The organism is Sulfurospirillum sp., assembly GCF_036802865.1.
Classification (GTDB): Bacteria; Campylobacterota; Campylobacteria; order Campylobacterales; family Sulfurospirillaceae; genus Sulfurospirillum.
This window is the reverse complement of sequence record NZ_DAIRVK010000001.1, coordinates 238,355-255,266: the sequence shown is the minus strand read 5'-3', so window position 1 is coordinate 255,266 and position 16,912 is coordinate 238,355. Positions and strand designations below refer to the sequence as shown.

The 16,912-nt window shown below is 35.1% G+C and carries 18 protein-coding genes; 8 read left to right on the top strand and 10 right to left on the bottom strand.

All coding sequences use genetic code 11. The annotated features are described in order from the left end of the window. Nucleotides 1-9: 9 nt before the first annotated feature. The 3 genes from flhB to nadA are packed head-to-tail and all read right to left on the bottom strand — an operon-like array spanning nt 10 to nt 2,938. A complete protein-coding gene (gene flhB / locus V7Q04_RS01320; RefSeq protein ID WP_333803118.1) occupies nt 10-1,068 on the bottom strand; it encodes a flagellar biosynthesis protein FlhB in 1,059 nt (352 codons plus the stop codon). A 17-nt stretch (nt 1,069-1,085) separates the two neighbouring features. Then, a complete protein-coding gene (gene nadC / locus V7Q04_RS01315) occupies nt 1,086-1,916 on the bottom strand; it encodes a carboxylating nicotinate-nucleotide diphosphorylase (protein WP_333803117.1) in 831 nt (276 codons plus the stop codon). Next, complete coding sequence (gene nadA / locus V7Q04_RS01310) at nt 1,913-2,938, bottom strand: quinolinate synthase NadA (RefSeq protein WP_333803116.1); 1,026 nt, start codon at nt 2,936-2,938, stop codon at nt 1,913-1,915. Before nadA ends, nadC begins: the two co-directional genes overlap by 4 nt. Before the next feature lie 66 nt (nt 2,939-3,004). Here nadA and plsY point away from each other — a divergent pair, with 66 nt between their 5' ends. From plsY to V7Q04_RS01280, 6 genes are all read left to right on the top strand, one after another. After that, on the top strand, nt 3,005-3,631 hold the full coding sequence (gene plsY / locus V7Q04_RS01305) for a glycerol-3-phosphate 1-O-acyltransferase PlsY (RefSeq protein ID WP_333803115.1): 627 nt from the start codon (nt 3,005-3,007) through the stop codon (nt 3,629-3,631). Next, the gene (locus V7Q04_RS01300) at nt 3,631-3,969 is read left to right on the top strand and encodes a dihydroneopterin aldolase (RefSeq protein WP_333803114.1); all 339 of its coding nucleotides are present in this window, start codon (nt 3,631-3,633) and stop codon (nt 3,967-3,969) included. Before plsY ends, V7Q04_RS01300 begins: the two co-directional genes overlap by 1 nt. A 79-nt stretch (nt 3,970-4,048) precedes the next feature. After that, on the top strand, nt 4,049-4,720 hold the full coding sequence (gene hsrA / locus V7Q04_RS01295) for a homeostatic response regulator transcription factor HsrA (RefSeq protein WP_012856039.1): 672 nt from the start codon (nt 4,049-4,051) through the stop codon (nt 4,718-4,720). Further along, the gene (locus V7Q04_RS01290) at nt 4,699-6,009 is read left to right on the top strand and encodes a sensor histidine kinase (RefSeq protein ID WP_333803113.1); all 1,311 of its coding nucleotides are present in this window, start codon (nt 4,699-4,701) and stop codon (nt 6,007-6,009) included. Before hsrA ends, V7Q04_RS01290 begins: the two co-directional genes overlap by 22 nt. Before the next feature lie 67 nt (nt 6,010-6,076). Next, on the top strand, nt 6,077-6,328 hold the full coding sequence (locus tag V7Q04_RS01285; RefSeq protein ID WP_333803112.1) for a YfhL family 4Fe-4S dicluster ferredoxin: 252 nt from the start codon (nt 6,077-6,079) through the stop codon (nt 6,326-6,328). Next, nucleotides 6,328-7,794: a Ppx/GppA phosphatase family protein gene (locus V7Q04_RS01280; protein WP_333803111.1), complete on the top strand. Its 1,467-nt coding sequence runs from the start codon at nt 6,328-6,330 to the stop codon at nt 7,792-7,794. Before V7Q04_RS01285 ends, V7Q04_RS01280 begins: the two co-directional genes overlap by 1 nt. Before the next feature lie 63 nt (nt 7,795-7,857). On the opposite strand, the gene bamA is transcribed toward V7Q04_RS01280, so the two are convergent. Then, nucleotides 7,858-10,095: an outer membrane protein assembly factor BamA gene (bamA, locus tag V7Q04_RS01275; RefSeq protein WP_333803110.1), complete on the bottom strand. Its 2,238-nt coding sequence runs from the start codon at nt 10,093-10,095 to the stop codon at nt 7,858-7,860. Nucleotides 10,096-10,223: 128 nt separating this feature from the next. On the opposite strand from bamA, the gene V7Q04_RS01270 reads away from it, so the two are divergent. Beyond that, nucleotides 10,224-11,051: a prephenate dehydrogenase gene (locus V7Q04_RS01270; RefSeq protein ID WP_333803109.1), complete on the top strand. Its 828-nt coding sequence runs from the start codon at nt 10,224-10,226 to the stop codon at nt 11,049-11,051. A 60-nt stretch (nt 11,052-11,111) separates the two neighbouring features. Here V7Q04_RS01270 and V7Q04_RS01265 read toward each other — a convergent pair whose 3' ends face one another. The 6 genes from V7Q04_RS01265 to V7Q04_RS01240 form a co-directional block, all read right to left on the bottom strand. After that, on the bottom strand, nt 11,112-12,104 hold the full coding sequence (locus tag V7Q04_RS01265; RefSeq protein WP_333803108.1) for a beta-ketoacyl-ACP synthase III: 993 nt from the start codon (nt 12,102-12,104) through the stop codon (nt 11,112-11,114). 9 nt (nt 12,105-12,113) lie between these two features. Then, nucleotides 12,114-13,106, bottom strand: coding sequence for a phosphate acyltransferase PlsX (plsX, locus tag V7Q04_RS01260; RefSeq protein WP_333803107.1), 993 nt, complete (start codon nt 13,104-13,106; stop codon nt 12,114-12,116). Further along, nucleotides 13,107-13,259, bottom strand: a complete 153-nt coding sequence (gene rpmF, locus V7Q04_RS01255) for a 50S ribosomal protein L32 (RefSeq protein WP_333803106.1) — start codon at nt 13,257-13,259, stop codon at nt 13,107-13,109. 1 nt (nt 13,260) lies between these two features. Continuing rightward, nucleotides 13,261-13,629: a DNA-binding protein gene (locus tag V7Q04_RS01250; protein ID WP_333803105.1), complete on the bottom strand. Its 369-nt coding sequence runs from the start codon at nt 13,627-13,629 to the stop codon at nt 13,261-13,263. Nucleotides 13,630-13,634: 5 nt separating this feature from the next. Next, nucleotides 13,635-14,048: a nucleoside-diphosphate kinase gene (ndk, locus tag V7Q04_RS01245; RefSeq protein WP_333803104.1), complete on the bottom strand. Its 414-nt coding sequence runs from the start codon at nt 14,046-14,048 to the stop codon at nt 13,635-13,637. Between the two features lie 143 nt (nt 14,049-14,191). Next, nucleotides 14,192-14,476: a DUF362 domain-containing protein gene (locus V7Q04_RS01240; protein ID WP_025343499.1), complete on the bottom strand. Its 285-nt coding sequence runs from the start codon at nt 14,474-14,476 to the stop codon at nt 14,192-14,194. A gap of 397 nt (nt 14,477-14,873) precedes the next feature. Between V7Q04_RS01240 and V7Q04_RS01235 the strand changes: the two genes are divergently transcribed. Beyond that, complete coding sequence (locus tag V7Q04_RS01235) at nt 14,874-16,844, top strand: methyl-accepting chemotaxis protein (RefSeq protein WP_333803103.1); 1,971 nt, start codon at nt 14,874-14,876, stop codon at nt 16,842-16,844. The last annotated feature ends 68 nt before the right edge of the window (nt 16,845-16,912 follow it).

Sequence of the window (16,912 nt, the reverse complement as noted above, 5' to 3'; positions counted from 1 at the left end):
TGATGTCTTTTAATGAGGTTTCTTTGAGCTTTTGTAAACAAAGGCAAGTACTTCAGCTACTGCTTTATAGAGATTTTCGGGGATAATATCCCCTAAATTACATTTTTTGTAAAGTTCTCGTGCTAATGGTGGATTTTCAACAATCTGAATATTATAGTTCATTGCAATTTCTTTAATACGAAGCGCTACAAAATCTGTCCCTTTTGCAATGACTTTGGGAGCAGCTTCTTTTTCTTGATTGTAACGAATAGCAATAGCATAGTGGGTTGGATTGGTAATAACAACATCTGCTTGAGGAATTTCTTGCATCATGCGTTTTTTAGTCATTTGCATCTGGATTTGTCTAATTTTAGCCTTAATCTTAGGATCACCCTCCATCTGTTTGTATTCATCTTTTAACTCTTGCTTACTCATACGTAAACTTTTAAAGTATGAAAAACGTACAAATAATAAGTCTGCTAAGGCTAGAACCAAAAACAAAATCAAAATAACAGCTACTAAAATAAGCATTTTCTGTTTTAACCATGCAAGCTGAGAAAAAAGTGGAAAATAGATAACCGTTGGAAGTTCTTGTGTAAAAGAGAGTAAAAAATAGTAGCAAACCCATAAGATTACGCCTACTTTCAAAATAATCTTAATCGCTTCAACTGCTTTTTTCATGGAAAAAAGATTTCCAAGCCCTTTCATCGGATCTAGTTTTGAAAAGTCTGGCATGAGTGGTTTGGTGGTAAAAATAAATCCTGTCTGCATGACATTGGCCAAAATACCAGCAATAGCAACGGCTAAAGAGAGAGGAATCACCATAAAAATAATTTCTCGAAATGTAATCATGGAGATTTGAAATGTCGCTTCTTTGGTTATTTCAGTTCCAATAAGAGATTGATAATAAAAATAGAGATAGACAACACGCGATTCAATCCAGGATAAAAGTGCTAAAAAAGCAACCAATGCCACGACCAGCGTAATAAAAGCACTGGTATCTTGACTTTTGGGGACGTTGCCATCTGCTCTGGCATCATCAATCTTCTTGGAACTGGGCTCTTCCGTCTTTTCTTGATCATCCGCCATAGTGCAACATTCCTAGCTTAGATCACTGTTTTATGGGTAATTTTCATAGAAAAATCGAGCCAAACTGCTTGATGAATCAAACTCCCACTGCTAATTGCATCTACGCCTGTTTTAGCATATTCTATAATATTCTCTTTGGTGATATTTCCACTCGCTTCTAAGAGTACGTGAGGGAAATGGCTGTTCTTATAATCAACAACGGCTTTAATATCAGCATGCGACATGTTATCACACATGACAATATCGGCACCGCACTGCATCGCAAACTTTGCAAATTCTACATCTTCAGACTCAATTTCAATCTTACATGTAAAGGGGAGTTTCTCTCTGGCTTCCGCAATAAAAACCTTCAAATCATCGATTGTTTTAAGATGGGTATCTTTAATCATCAAACAATCATCCAATCCCATACGGTGATTACTCCCTCCACCGCAACGAATCGCATACTTCTCAAAAATACGCAAATGTGGTCTCGTTTTTCGAGTATCTAAAAGTTTGAGTGCATACCCTTCCAAGACTTTTTTATAACGTGCCACATTGGTTGCAATACCACTGGCATGTTGCATCAAATTTAAAATGGTACGCTCACAACGTAAAATATTTTTAGACTTACCTTCAATAAGAGCAACTAAATCCCCTTTATGAAGTGTATCTCCATCATCAAAGTAAAATTTTACATCGAGCTTATTCATCTTACAAAGTGCCTTAACATAGGGCTTTCCAGCGAAAACACCTACATCTTTGCAGAGGATATTCGCACTGGCAAAGCTATCTTTTCCTACCAATGAAAAAAGATCACCTCTGCCAACATCTTCTTCAAGTGCTTTTTTAACAAACTTTTTAATCATAACTCAAACATCCGATTCAATGCAGTATATGCCCATTTTCTGGTCTCTTCAGATACTGTTATTTCATTGTCAAATCGCCCTTCTTTAATACTTAAAAGAACGTTGTAAACGTCTTGAAGTGTTGTTTCATTCATGGTTGGGCATTCTGGTTTTGAAGAAGAGAGCACATACGTATTTTCTTGGCGTAATCGTTTAATCATGTTATATTCGGTGCCAATTGCTACTTTTTGCTCTAACGGAAGTTTATTCACATACTCAATAATCTGACTGGTTGATCCTACAAAATCCGAAAGATCGCAGACTTCAGGTTTACACTCGGGATGTGTGACGATTAAAATACCTGGATATTTGGCACGGTAAAAAGCAATATCATCCACATCAAAAAGCTGATGAACAGAGCAAAAGCCGTTATAACATAAAATATCTGCCTCTTTTGGATCGCTTCCATCGCCTACAACACAAGACTTAAGCCCCATTTCTTTAGCAATATTTTGCCCTAAACAACGATCGGGTACAAAAAGGATTTTTTTATTGCTTTTCAACGCTTTTGTGATAATTTTTTTGGCATTAGAACTTGTACACACATAGCCACCCATTTTGCCAACAGCCGCTTTAACATCTGCCGAAGAGTTGATATAAGTGACTGGAAGAATATCATCTTTGGCAATTCCTACTTTTTCTAACAGCGCTACATTTTGATCAAAATAGTCCACATCAATCATTCTTGCCATAGCGCAACAAGCAATTTTAGGCATCAAAACGCGTTTTTGGGGGGCTAAAATTTTAACACTTTGTCCCATAAAGCCTACGCCACAAAAGAGCAAATACGGATTTTCATCTTTTGCTGCCCATTGGGCAAGTTGAAGCGAGTCCCCTGCATAATCCGCGAGTTCAAACACTTCATCCTTCTGATAAAAGTGGGCAACAATACTTACATGTAATTCTTCTTTGAGCTTTAAAATTTCTTTTTTGAGTTCTTTATTATCCACTGTAAATTCCTTGCATTCTATCGAAAAAGCCATTATAGCGTTAAAGAAATAATAACAAAATTATTGCTATACTGTGGCAACTTTATCGAAGGATTATGTGTGGATTTTCTCTTTAATATTAACGTTCAATTTTATATATTAGGTTATCTTGTTGGGGGTATTCCTTTTGGACTTCTTCTTGCAAAACTCTTTACAGGCAAAGACATCCGAGAAGGTGGTAGCGGTAGCATTGGGGCAACCAATGTCCTAAGAGTGCTTAAAGAAAGTAATCCAAAATTGGCGAAAAAACTTGCTATAACAACGGTTGTACTGGATGCACTGAAAGGTATCGTTCTTTTAGGAATTGCTCATGTAGTTGGGCTAGGTGTCGAAACACTTTGGGCCATTGCAATTTTTGCAGTTATAGGTCATTGTTATAGCCCTTATCTTCAATTTGAGGGAGGCAAAGGTGTTGCTACGGGTGCGGGCGTACTTTTAGTTATGCTTCCGATTGAAACGCTTATTGCGTTTATTACATGGTTTGTGGTCGGCAAAGTGCTTAAAATATCTTCTTTATCATCGCTTTTGGCATTAAGTGCTTTAATCATCTCCTCATTTATCATTCATCCTGACCTTGATGGTATCAAGACTCATGCTCCAATCTTTATTATTGCTTTTATGATTGTGTATAAACACATTCCCAATATTATTAGGCTCTTTCAAGGTAAAGAATGTAAAGTAATCTGATGATGCAAATTATCATTAAAAATCTAACGTTTGAGACGATTGTTGGCATTCTTGAAGAAGAACGCCTCTCACCTCAAAAAGTTATTTTATATGTCAAACTTGATTATGTTTATGAAGCAGAAAATTTTATTGATTATGCAAAAGTATCTGCTTTTCTTGAAGCAGAAATGCAACAAATGAGCTATTTTTTACTGGAAGATGCACTGAATGATTTAAGTCAAAAACTTAAAATTGCCTACCCTCAAATTCATAAAATGAAATTAAAAATCTTTAAACCTGATATTTTACTAAATGCGATGGTTGGGGTTTCGCGCTGTATTAACTACTCCAAAAATTAAAATTTAATTAAAAAAACTTTAAATCTAGCTAAAATTATGCTATAATCCCGTTTAAATTTTAGCAACTAAGGAATTTATAATGCGAATTTTAATCGTTGAAGATGAAGTAACCCTCAATAAGACCATTGCTGAAGGCTTACAAGAGTTTGGTTACCAAACCGATAGCTCTGAAAACTATAAAGATGCAGAATACTACATTGGTATTCGTAATTATGACCTCGTTTTAACAGACTGGATGCTCCCTGATGGTGATGGCGTTGATCTTATCAACCTCATTAAACAAAAATCTCCTCGTACCGCTGCAGTTATTATCTCTGCAAAAGATGATAAAGAGAGTGAAATTAAAGCCCTTAAAGCGGGTGCTGACGACTATATTAGAAAACCATTTGATTTTGATATTTTAGTCGCTCGTATCGAAGCAAGACTTCGTTTTGGTGGTACAAATGTTATCAAAATTGATGACCTTACTATCGATCCAGATGAAGAAAAAATTACCTACAAAGGTCAAGAAATTGAACTTAAAGGTAAACCATTTGAAGTTCTTACTCACCTTGCTCGCCACAGCGATCAAATTGTCTCAAAAGAGCAATTACTTGATGCTATTTGGGAAGAGCCAGAACTTGTTACTCCAAACGTTATTGAAGTTGCTATTAACCAAATTCGTCAAAAAATGGACAAACCATTAGAAATCTCAACCATTGAGACAGTAAGACGAAGAGGTTACAGATTTTGCTTTCCCAAAAAAGTATAAGAGAGAGTTTTATATTACAATTGGTGTCCGCTTCGGCGACACTGATTGTAATCTTTTCCGTCATTCTTTATAACTACATTAAGATTTCTATCTTTGAAGACATCACCCAAGAACTTACCAGGCAGGCTCAAATCATTGCTACCTCACGCACAAGTTCCGTTGAAAGTATGGGTATTAATATCTTTGATCCGTCCCTCAGTTCTATCAATAACCCTTCAGATGTCCAAGTAACAATCGCTATTCGTGTCAACCAAGGAAATATTCCTTCATTTGAACACAGTGAAAAAGAGGGACAAAAATTTCTCACCATCTACTACCCATTAGAAAAACGACAGCATCATTTTGTCTCTATTACCAAAGATATTTCCAATACAGATATATTACTGACAAAGATTCTTAGAAATATTTTGAGTATTAACCTGACTGCAATTTTTTTAATTCTTTTTTACGCACTTTTTCTCTCTCGAATGCTTGTTTTACCGATTCGATCACTTACTAATAAACTCGCCAACATGAATGAAAATTTTTTACAAATCATTGAAACACAAAAACTTCCAAATGAATTTCAACCTTTAGGTGCAAGTATCAATAAATTGGTTGAGCGTATTCAAATCTTCGTTAATTCACAGAAAGAGCTATTCATTGGGGCTGCACATGAACTTAAAACACCGCTTGCAGTCATGAAAACGAAGAATGAAGTAACCCTTCTAAAACCGAGAGAAAATGAAAAATACATTGATACCATAAAAAGTAACAATCAAACGATAAACGATATGAATAAAATGATTAGTAATATATTAGAAATTGGACGACAAGAAGGTGCACAATTTGAAAAACCTGTTGAGATTAATCTGGTTTCTTTTTTAAAAGAACAAGTCAATAACTATACAATTCTAGCCAAAATGGAAGAAAAAAATATTATCGAAGATATTACACCTTTAAGCTATAAGGTTATGATTCAACCAACACTTTTAATGCATATTTTGCAAAATTTTGTTCAAAATGCGATCAAATTTACACCCAAAGAAGGAAATATTACCATTCAAGCATCTCTTACCAATGAAGGTTTTTTTGTGCATATTATTGATGAAGGAATTGGTATTGATGAAAGCAAAGATCTTTTTGCTCCTTTTAAACGTTACGGTAATCAAACAGGCGCAGGATTAGGACTCTTTCTTGCTAAAAATGCCGCCGATGCCTTAGGAGCCAAAATCACTCTCAGAAACAGAGAAGATGCAAAAGGAACAATAGCAACTTTACTGCTTCCTCTTCGCAAACGCTCTATTTAAATTTCGTTAAAGTATTTTTAGTGTATAAACTCGTCAATAAATTTGACTTTAAATAAGGAAAAAAAGTATGTCTTTAATGATTACGGAAGAATGTATTGCATGTGACGCGTGTCGAGATGAATGTCCAAATGGTGCTATTGAAGAGTCCGATCCTATTTATATCATTGATCCAGATGTCTGTACGGAGTGTGTTGGTCACTATGATGAGCCCGCTTGTATCTCTGTTTGCCCTGTTGAATGTATTGTTCCAGATCCTGACAATATTGAAAGTGTTGAAGAATTAAAGCTAAAATACGAACAACTTAACAGCGACAATTAATGTCGAAACGAACAGCCATTATTGACATAGGATCTAACTCTGCAAGAATGGCAATCTTTGAGAAAAGTAGCCGTTTTGCATTTCATCTTATCAATGAAACAAAAAGCCGTGTTCGCATTGGAGAAGGTGCCTATAACTTTGGAGGCGTGCTACAAGAAGCTGCACTGAAACGTGCTTTTACTACTCTTGAAGAATTTGGTCATATTATCAAAAGTCTTAAGTGCAACAAAGTACTCTGTATTGCTACATCGGCACTAAGAGACGCTCCTAATGCAAATTCTTTCATTAACAAAATTCATAATGAACTTAATATCAACATTAAAGTTATTGAAGGAACAAAAGAGGCTTATTACGGTGCTGTAGGTGCTCTCAATTACCTCAAAGAGATTCAAGATGCTGTAACAATTGATATTGGTGGAGGCTCAACAGAGCTTGCAAAAATTGAGAATGGCATGATTGTGGAAACTATTTCACTTAATATTGGTACAGTAAGATTAAAAGAGCTTTTTTTTGATAAAAAAACTCCCTTAGAAATGATTCGTACTTTTATCAATGATGAAATAGATAAAATTCCTGCTCGTTTTACCTGTAATGATATGATTGGTATAGGAGGTACACTTCGATCACTTTCTAAAATCATTATGGAACGCACAAACTATCCTATTAAAACAGTTCATGGCTTTGAATATGAAATAGCAACACATGCTTCGTTTGTTGAGGCTATTGTAAGTTCTGATGTACTAGGGCTTAAAAATCTAGGAGTACGAAAAGATCGCTATGATACTATGCGAGAGGGATGTATTATTTTTCAATCTATTTTTCAAAAGCTCTCAACAAAAAAGATGATCACAAGCGGTGCAGGAGTAAGAGAAGGTGCTTATTTATGTGATCTTTTACGCTCAAATAACCACAAATTTAACCCTAATTTTAAACTAAGTCTTAGAAGCTTTAAAGATCGTTTTTCAATAATGGAAGAGGACAATCTCTACATCAAAAGAGTTTCTCATCTCCTCTTTGATACACTTTCTTCTCTGCATAATATACCAGAAAAGTACAAATGTGAGCTTGGTGTTGCTGCTGAACTTTACAATATTGGCACTAAATTAGGCTTTTATCAAAATCATTTGCATAGTTTTTATTTTATACTCAATAACCTCAATTATGGTTTTTCACATGAGCAAAAAATCCTCATTGCCATGTTGATTAAATGTCATGTCAATAAGCTTCCTAGTGAAGAAGATATGACTATCTATAAAGCCCTTCTACCAGATTCACAAACCCTTCAATGGCTTAGCTTTATCCTCTCGTTAGCTAAAGCTATTAATAGTGATATGAGCCGAAGTCCAATATCGTTTAGCTATCAAAATCATACTCTAACCATTCAAGCGGAAAAAAAGCTCTTCTTGGCACGGGAACAGATTAAACAGCTGATAAAACCAGCATCTTTTGCTATTATTATCAAATAAGTAAAAAGCAAAAATTTTAGAGAAAAGGCAAGGAAGTTTAAACTTCCTTGCGAGATATAGTGACTAGAATTTTTGACCAATAGTGAATTCAAACGAAGCTTTTTTATCACCTGCTTCATCCATAACGGGCTGAGAGAAAATCAAACCAATAGGGCCAAGTGGTGAAATCCACTCAAGTGCCACACCCGTACCACCACGTTTGATGTCAAGGCTATCTTCACCAATCATACCATAATCAAAGAAGACTGCCCCACGCATTTTAAGTCTTTCAACTAATGGGAAACTCGCCTCAACGGTGTTAACAAACATGGTGTTACCACCAATTAAAATATTGCTGTTAGGAAGTTTTGGCGAAAGTGAATTTGACTCATATCCACGAACAGTTCTAACACCACCCATATAATACTTCTCTCCATATGAGTATTTTTCATCTGCTGAATTCATAGAAAGATATTTAAACTGTGATTTATAGCGCAAAATAAGATCATAATCAATAAGGTCTTGCATACCATAATAAGTTGCAAATTTATTGACACTGCTTATAAACTTTTCATCACCACCAAGCCCTGCAATTTCTAAATTTGTACTTGCAGCAATACCTCGTCTAGGAAGATAAAAATCATCCGTATTGTTAAACGAAAGACCAGGAACAATAGAGCTTTTAATGGTTGTCTCATCAGTCCACAATATACCCTTATATGGAGCAAGTTCACTTGTAAGATTTGACAATTTAGATTGTTGGATAATATAACCTAAAGAGACTCCCCAGTTTCTAGCAATTTTACGCCCTAATACAACATTCACACCATATTTTTTCTCATCATAGTAATAATAACTATTGTCTGCACCATAAATTTTACCGCTTAAACTGTAAACAGAGTCGAACAAGCGAGGGTTGCTTAAAGAAATAGCGCCATTAAGCTCGCTATCAGATCTTTCAACATCAATTCCTGCTCTAAGTCCAGATCCAAAAATATTACCATCAGAGACACTTGCACTTAAGAGCAATCCATCGGAAGAACCATAACCAATACCACCACCGATTGAACCTGTTGATGCTTCTTTAACATTAACAACGATGTCCATTCGATCTTTACTGATACGTTCTTCTTTAATTTCTACATCTTCAAAATAACCTGTTCTTTTTAATGCGCTTTTGGTATCAGTTACATCGGTTCTACTGTACATATCTCCATTTGCGAGGTAAATTTCACGTCTTACAACTCTATCGATTGTTCGGCTATTGCCTGCAATCCTTACATTATTGATATAAACTTTTTCACCTGGTACAACACGATATGTAATGTTGGCAATATGATTTGCTTTGTCATTTTTGACATCAGGAATAACTTTAACAAATGCATAACCAAGGTCAGCTACTTTTGTCTCAATCAATGTCATATCTTTACGTAATTTTGCAACGTTAAATACCTTGCCATTTTGAAGGTTCATCTCATCAATTACTTCTTTAGTATCAATAAATCCTTCTGGAATTTCAATTGCAATAGAACCTACTTTATATTGATCACCTTCATTAACACTATAAACTAAATCAGCTGTATAGCTGTCTAAATACGTTTTCAAGAATGGTTGACTTACTTCACAATCAAGATAACCTTTTTGCATATACGTGTCTTTAATACGCGCAGAGTCATGTTCAAGATCGCCTGTTCTAAGCTTTCCGTCATTAAAGCCAAACATCCACGGCAACCACTCTTCTGATTTGTTGGCTATATTTGGTTCTACATCGTCGTATTTAAGTGCTTTTGAGCCACATAATGTCACTTTCTTGATAACGACATTTTCACCTCGATTAATCACAAAATCAAGCGACATAGATAGCTTTTCACTAAGTGGAGTTGTTTTAATCTCTACAACTGTATCAAAGTAGCCTTTGTCTTCATAAAACTTAATGATTTTAAGCTTAGAGAGTTCAGCTCTTTCTGCATCATATACTTCGCCTTTTTTAATACCTGCAAGTTTAGTCATCTCATCTTTATCACTATCACTAATACCTACAAAATCAACTTTTGCAATAACAGGTTTTTCTTTAACATGTACGATAAGAGAGCCTTCACCAGCTTCTTCTATCCAAACATCTTCAAAATAGTTCTGTTTGTAAAGCGTTTTAACCGCTTTATCAATTTTTTCCATGTCGACAGAATCACCTGCTTTCATATCGATCATTTCTGAAGCCATCTCTGGGGAAAGATGGATCAAACCATCAAATTGAAGGCTTTTTAACGGAGCCGCATACAACGATGTTGCGACAATGAAAGACAACGCAGTTATTTTTTTCATACTGATTAGCCCTAGAATATAATTTTTAGATATTTTGAATATAATACCATCTCTAGAATTAAGTGCCTATTAAACCCATAGAATGGCTGTTTTTTAGCGCTAAAAGCTACGTGAAAGAAGGAGATTCTATGGTTGTTGGTATTGTTGGCCTTGGTTTAATGGGAGGTTCGTTAGGATTAGCACTTCAAAATACAAAATTGGTCTCTAAAATTGTTGGGTTTGACCACAATCTTAGTCACTGTGAAGAAGCATTAAAACTAAATCTTGTGCATGATATTGTCTCTTTTACTGAGATTAAAACATGTGATGTTATTTTTTTAGCGATTCCTGTTGGAGGTATTATAAAAGCACTTCAAGAACTTCAAGATGTTTCCCCTAATACTACAATTATTGATATGGGAAGTACAAAAGCTGAAATTGTTGACTCAGTACCTGAATCAATTCGTACTAATTTTATTGCAGCGCACCCAATGACAGGTACTGAAAAATTTGGTCCAAGTGCTGCCATTCAAAATCTATATCATGACAAAGTAGTCGTTCTTTGTGATACTGATCATAGTGGCGATCTTCATAAAAATAGAGCTATACAAATATTTTCACATATAGGTATGAAAATCGTTTTTATGGATCCAATCTCACATGACGCACATGCTTCTTTTATCTCTCATCTTCCTCACGTCATAAGTTATGCGTTGGCAAATAGCGTTATGGGACAAGAAGATCCTAAAAGTATTTTGGCCCTTGCTGCTGGTGGTTTTCGTGATATGAGCAGGGTTGCTAAGAGTTCCCCTCAAATGTGGTCAGATATTTTTAGACAGAATAAAGCTAATCTTTTAAATTCTGTACATGTTTTTGAACAAGAACTAGAAAAATCAAAAAAGATGATTGAAAATGAGGATTGGAAAGGTCTTGAAGCGTGGATGAGTAAAGCTACGACTTTGCATAAAATTCTTTAAATATCTTTACATGTAAGCCTTATAAAGGTTTACATGTATACAGCTACAGCTATAGCAAAATTAATTCCCACCAAAATACACGAGCGCACTTGCCCAGGTAAAACCACCACCAAAAGTATCTAATAACATTAGATCACCTTTTTTGATACGACCTTCTTCATAAGCATCATTCATAGCCATAGGAATAGAAGCAGCTGAAGTATTACCGTATTTGGCTACGGTTAAAACTGTCTTTTCAATAGGAAAATCTAGTTTTGCACGTACCGCCTCAATAATTCTAAAATTTGCTTGATGCGGTATAAAGTGATCAATTTGTGTAGCAGTAATATTATTATTTTCTAAAATATCAATCACATCTTTGGTTAACGTTCTAACCGCAACTTTATAAACATCATTACCTTGCATTTTAATGTAATTAAGTTTATTATCAAGTGTTTCTTGAGAACATGGATATTTTGATCCACATCCTGGAGTAATCAAAAGATCTCCATAACGCCCATCAGCTGAAGCATGAATATCCAAAATAGCTACATTTTTATCTTCTGTGGCTCCAATGATTGCAGCACCAGCACCATCACCAAAAAGGATACATGTACTGCGATCGGTATAATCCACAACGCTACTAATTTTTTCTGCACCAATAAGAAGAATATTTTTCTTAGCACCAGATTCAATAAAAGCTTTTGCAATAGACAGTAAGTAAACAAACCCACTGCATGCAGCACTAACATCAAATGCCATTACATCATTGATGCCTAATTTCCCGGCAATGACACATGCTGTTGAAGGCATACAAAGATGATCAGGGGAGAGTGTCGCACAAATGATAAGGTCGATCTCATCTTTAGAAATACCAGCACGTGCAATAGCAACTTCTGCTGCTTTCACACCTAAGTCACTGGTTACTTCATCGTCTGCAGCTATACGTCGCTCTTTAATACCAGTACGCTTTTCAATCCACTCGTCACTGGTTTCAACCATTTTTTCAAGATCAGCATTACTCAGTATGCGTGAAGGAGCATATGCTCCAATGGATTTTAAAGATGCGTACACATTGGTCCTTTATTGCTCTAGTAGTGTTAATTTCTGTTCAATATCAGCATTAATATTAGAACTTGAGAAACTAATCGCTTGAAAAATAGCATTTTTTACTGCTTTCGCATTGCTTTTGCCATGTCCAATAATCGCACAGCCATTAATACCAATCAGTGGAGCTCCACCGTATTCAGCATAATCAACTTGCTTCTTAAGTACTTTAAAGACCTTGCGCATTAGTACTGCTCCAGCAATTGCTAGAGGAGACCGCCTTACATTTTGCTTGATAATCTTGGTAATCGAATCGGCAACGCCTTCGCTTGCTTTGAGTAAAATATTTCCTACAAAACCATCACAAACAACAACATCAACAGAACCATCGAAAACATTATTGCCTTCTACATTACCTACAAAACTTTCAAGCTTTTTAAGGGCTAGGAATGCCTCTTTTGTAATTTCATTACCTTTACTCTCTTCTTCACCATTAGAGAGTAAACCAACTTTTGGCTTTGTAATTTTTAAAACATCTTTTGCGTACGCTTCACCCATAACGGCAAATTGTGCTAAATGTTCTGCTTTACAATCCACATTGGCACCTACGTCTAAAACAAGGCTTAATTTACCAGCAATTGCTGTCGGCATAATTGTAGCAATAGCAGGACGTAAAATGCCCTTTAATCGCCCAATCCGTAGTGTAGCCAAACTCATCGTAGCGCCGCTATGTCCCATGGATACAACAGCATCAGCCGTTTTATCTTTAACAAGATCAACTGCTTTGTAAATAGATGTCTCTTTACGTTTAAGGGCATTTGTTGCCGCTTCATGCATATCAAGAACATCTGTTGCTTCAATAAATGAGATTTTATCTAGGTATTCATGAGGAGTAAGGGATTTGAGAATGCTTACGTCTCCAACAAGAAGCGCTTTAAAATTACGTTCTCTTAGCGCTTGAAGGGTTCCTTCAACAATGGGAGCAGGACCAAAGTCCCCACCCATCGCGTCAATTGCTATGGTTAGCATTTAGTTTTTATATTCGCCTGTTGTTTTGTTCACTCTATGAGGCATTTTCCATGTTCCATCAGTGTCTTTAACAGGCATAGGAAGTGTCACGGTATAATGTGTTCTTCTTTTTGCGCCTCTAGTTTTGCTCACGCGTCTCTTAGGTACAGCCATTTTATTCTCCTTTTAGTTGTTCACATTGTCCACAATAGTGGTAATCGCTTTTGAAAGCTTCGATTTCACTTTGAAGTATCATATCAACATTAATCGAACTATCAAAAAACTCTATTACATTTAAAAGTTCTTCACCTTCATGGTCTTCATAAAGACCGTCACTTGCAAAGACTTCAACACGTTCATTGACCATTAGCTTAAAACTTTCAGCACATCTATCACACACATGAAGAAGATTTCCTTCCATAATACCTGTGCATTTCACCATTGTCTTATTTGTCTTTAAAGCTTCTCCGAAAAATCTAATCTCACCTAAAGATGTTTCAAAAGGAATCCCACTAGCGGGAATTTTTTTGAATTCTATATTCATTGGTATTAGAGAATTTCTCTTCTTGCAAAAAAGAAATCAATTTCGATTTTTGCATTCTCTAAGCTATCACTTCCGTGTACAGCATTAGCATCAATACTATCAGCAAAATCTGCTCTAATAGTACCTTTTGTTGCTTCTTTAGGATTAGTTGCACCCATAAGATCACGGTTTTTAAGAACAGCGTTTTCGCCTTCTAAAACCATAATGACTACTGGTCCGCTAATCATAAATTTTACAAGATCACCGAAAAATGGTCTGCTTGCATGAACTGCATAAAAAGCCTCTGCATCAGCTTGGCTAAGTTGTACTTTTTTCATCGCTGCAATTTTTAACCCATTTGATTCAAATCTATCAACAATTTTACCAATAACATTTTTTGCTACTGCGTCTGGTTTAATAATGGATAATGTGCTCTCCACAATCTTCTCCTATATATAATTGAATTTCATAACTTTGTAGGGAATTAGAACGTGGGAGTATAGCAGAATTTTTTTTTAATATCAATTAAACGATTTTTACTTTATAAAATAACTAAAGAGGGTCACCCCTCTTTAGTTATTGATTATTCAGCACAAGGAGTTGTGCCTTTTCTTAGATCTGCACCGATTTCATCACGGCTTGGTTGTCCAGGATATGGAGCATCCCATACAATACAGCCTTCAGTTGGGCAAGCTTCTGCACACGCAGGTGCATCATGATGACCAACACATTCGACACATTTGTCAGCGTAGACATAATAAATATCTGCACCTGTTGGGTTATCACTATCATCTACAATTGCTTCTACTGGGCACTCATCAATACAGGCGCCACATGCGATACAAATATCAGTAATTTTTACTGCCATAATTTCTCCTTACTTCGGTATTTTGTACTAACGAAAAACTATATCGAAACTAAATTAAAATTGGCATTAAAATCTGTTCTAAATACAATAGGCAAAAACAGAAATAAGGTGTATTATATTCTTTCACTTCATGGAACACTTAATATAGATATAAACCAATCGATTGCTAGATCTTATCTCAATAATGTTTATTACAAATACTTTTTTAATCATCCTTTTATTTTAAATAATATTATAATTATTTCTTGTATTAAATAAATTTATAACACTCACTTTGTCAAAACTCCACACAATAAATCATTCTTAAATTTTCATGGTTAAGATAGAAGCTCATAATCTTAAAGTAAATGACTAATATGTTATAATTAAACATATTTTTATTTAATTGGGGTTTATTATGAATTCTTTGGCTAAAAAAGTAACAATTTTACAAGTTTTAATTGTTTCAATTTCAATTTTTTCTTTTATTTTCTATATCAATTTTTATCTTACGGGTTATATAAAACAAGAAACTGAACAAAAAATTACTGCTAATCTTATAGGATTAGAACAAACCGTTAAAGTTTACAATAGTGCACTTGAAGACACTGCCCGCAAACTATTTGTTGTTTTTGAATCAGAATTTCATAATTTTTATATCAATCCTGATGAAAAAATCAAAGTTAATGGCGTTGATACTCCATTAATGACGGCAGATGGTCATATGCTCAACAACAATTTTACAAAAGTAGATGCGTTTACAAATCTTACAGGAGCAGTTGCTACCATCTTTGCTTTAAGCGGTGACGATTTTATTCGTATTTCTACTTCACTCAAAAAAGAAGATAAATCACGTGCTATGGGAACTTTTTTAGGCAAAAATAGTCCTGCTTATGAGTCAATCATGAAAAAACAAAAATATATTGGAAATGCAAGACTTTTCGGCGAGGACTATATTACGGTCTATTCGCCAATTATAGAGAACAATAAAGTCCTAGGTATTTTATTTATTGGCTATAACTTTACCCAAGGACTTCAAGCATTAGAAAATCAAATCAATGGAATGAAAATTGGAGATAATGGTTACTTTTATGCCATGAATACTAAAAGTGAATCCTATGATATTCATCCTAAATTTGATGGAGCTAAAGTTTCTTCTGAGCTCGATAAGAAAATGCTTGCACAAAAAAATGGTATGTTGCACATTATTGAAGATGGCGAGGCTAAAATTGTCAATTTTCAAGCTTTTGATAAATGGAATTGGGTCTTAGTTGCACAAGCAAATGAAAAAGATTTTCAGGTTGCTAATGATAAATTGAGAACTAATTTGATCATTACCTCTTTAATTATGACTTTTATTATTGTGCTTATTATATGGGTTATTATTAACCAAATCATTACAAAACCTCTTCAGAATCTTATTGAAAAAGCAAAAAATCTCTCCAGCGGCGATGGTGATCTTACCCGTCATTTGGAAATCAAAGGAAATGATGAAATTGCACAAGCCAGTGAGCAAATCAATAACTTCATTGAAAAAGTTCGTATACTCATTTACAATGCTAAATCGCTCTCCAATGAAAACTCTTCCATTTCCCATGAGCTTTCTACAACTTCGTTACAAGTTGGAAAACTTGTTGAAAAATCATCTGCTATAGTTCTTGATACAACTAACCATGCAAATCGTGTACGCGAAGATATGGGCATATCTATTGATCAAGCAAAAAACAGTAAAGAGGACATGATTAAAGCCAATACTGCGCTCAAATCAGCAAGTAATGCTGTCATAGCATTAACAGAAGATATCCAAAAAAGCTCTGCTACAGAAATAGAACTTTCACAAAGACTCAATCAATTAAGCCAAGATGCTGAACAAGTGAGAAGTGTTCTGACTGTTATCAGTGATATTGCCGATCAAACCAATCTGCTTGCACTCAATGCTGCTATTGAAGCTGCACGTGCAGGTGAACATGGTCGTGGATTTGCTGTTGTTGCAGACGAGGTGAGAAAACTTGCTGAACGTACTCAAAAAAGTCTTATTGAGATTAATGCAACGATTAATGTTATTGTGCAATCTATTGTCAATTCAAGCGAGCAAATGAGCCATAATTCTCAAAAAGTAGAAGAGTTGGCACATACTGCTCAAACCGTTGAGAATAGCCTCCAAGAAAGCTTTAAAATCATCACTGAAGCAACTAAAGTCTCAGAAAGTACCGTAGATAGTTATCTTCAAACAGGAGATGAGATTGAAATTATTATTACCAAAATAAGTGAAATCAACAAAATATCAACTGAAAATAGCCGAAGCGTTGAAGAAATTGCAAGTGCAGCAGAGCATCTCAGTCGTATGACAGAAAATCTCAACCATAAGCTTGGAGAATTTAGAACGTAATTTGGATAAACCTTACTGGAGTTAATTAGTCTTATTCCTTAAAACATTTTTTTATATTTAATTGTATA

Bases quoted from the DNA above. Each gene is read 5' to 3' on its own strand.
- flhB (WP_333803118.1), bottom strand. From the start codon at position 1,068: ATGGCGGATGATCAAGAAAAGACGGAAGAGCCCAGTTCCAAGAAGATT.
- nadC (WP_333803117.1), bottom strand. From the start codon at position 1,916: ATGATTAAAAAGTTTGTTAAAAAAGCACTTGAAGAAGATGTTGGCAGA.
- nadA (WP_333803116.1), bottom strand. From the start codon at position 2,938: ATGGCTTTTTCGATAGAATGCAAGGAATTTACAGTGGATAATAAAGAA.
- V7Q04_RS01300 (WP_333803114.1), top strand. From the start codon at position 3,631: ATGATGCAAATTATCATTAAAAATCTAACGTTTGAGACGATTGTTGGC.
- hsrA (WP_012856039.1), top strand. From the start codon at position 4,049: ATGCGAATTTTAATCGTTGAAGATGAAGTAACCCTCAATAAGACCATT.
- V7Q04_RS01285 (WP_333803112.1), top strand. From the start codon at position 6,077: ATGTCTTTAATGATTACGGAAGAATGTATTGCATGTGACGCGTGTCGA.
- V7Q04_RS01280 (WP_333803111.1), top strand. From the start codon at position 6,328: ATGTCGAAACGAACAGCCATTATTGACATAGGATCTAACTCTGCAAGA.
- bamA (WP_333803110.1), bottom strand. From the start codon at position 10,095: ATGAAAAAAATAACTGCGTTGTCTTTCATTGTCGCAACATCGTTGTAT.
- V7Q04_RS01270 (WP_333803109.1), top strand. From the start codon at position 10,224: ATGGTTGTTGGTATTGTTGGCCTTGGTTTAATGGGAGGTTCGTTAGGA.
- plsX (WP_333803107.1), bottom strand. From the start codon at position 13,106: ATGCTAACCATAGCAATTGACGCGATGGGTGGGGACTTTGGTCCTGCT.
- rpmF (WP_333803106.1), bottom strand. From the start codon at position 13,259: ATGGCTGTACCTAAGAGACGCGTGAGCAAAACTAGAGGCGCAAAAAGA.
- V7Q04_RS01250 (WP_333803105.1), bottom strand. From the start codon at position 13,629: ATGAATATAGAATTCAAAAAAATTCCCGCTAGTGGGATTCCTTTTGAA.
- V7Q04_RS01240 (WP_025343499.1), bottom strand. From the start codon at position 14,476: ATGGCAGTAAAAATTACTGATATTTGTATCGCATGTGGCGCCTGTATT.
- V7Q04_RS01235 (WP_333803103.1), top strand. From the start codon at position 14,874: ATGAATTCTTTGGCTAAAAAAGTAACAATTTTACAAGTTTTAATTGTT.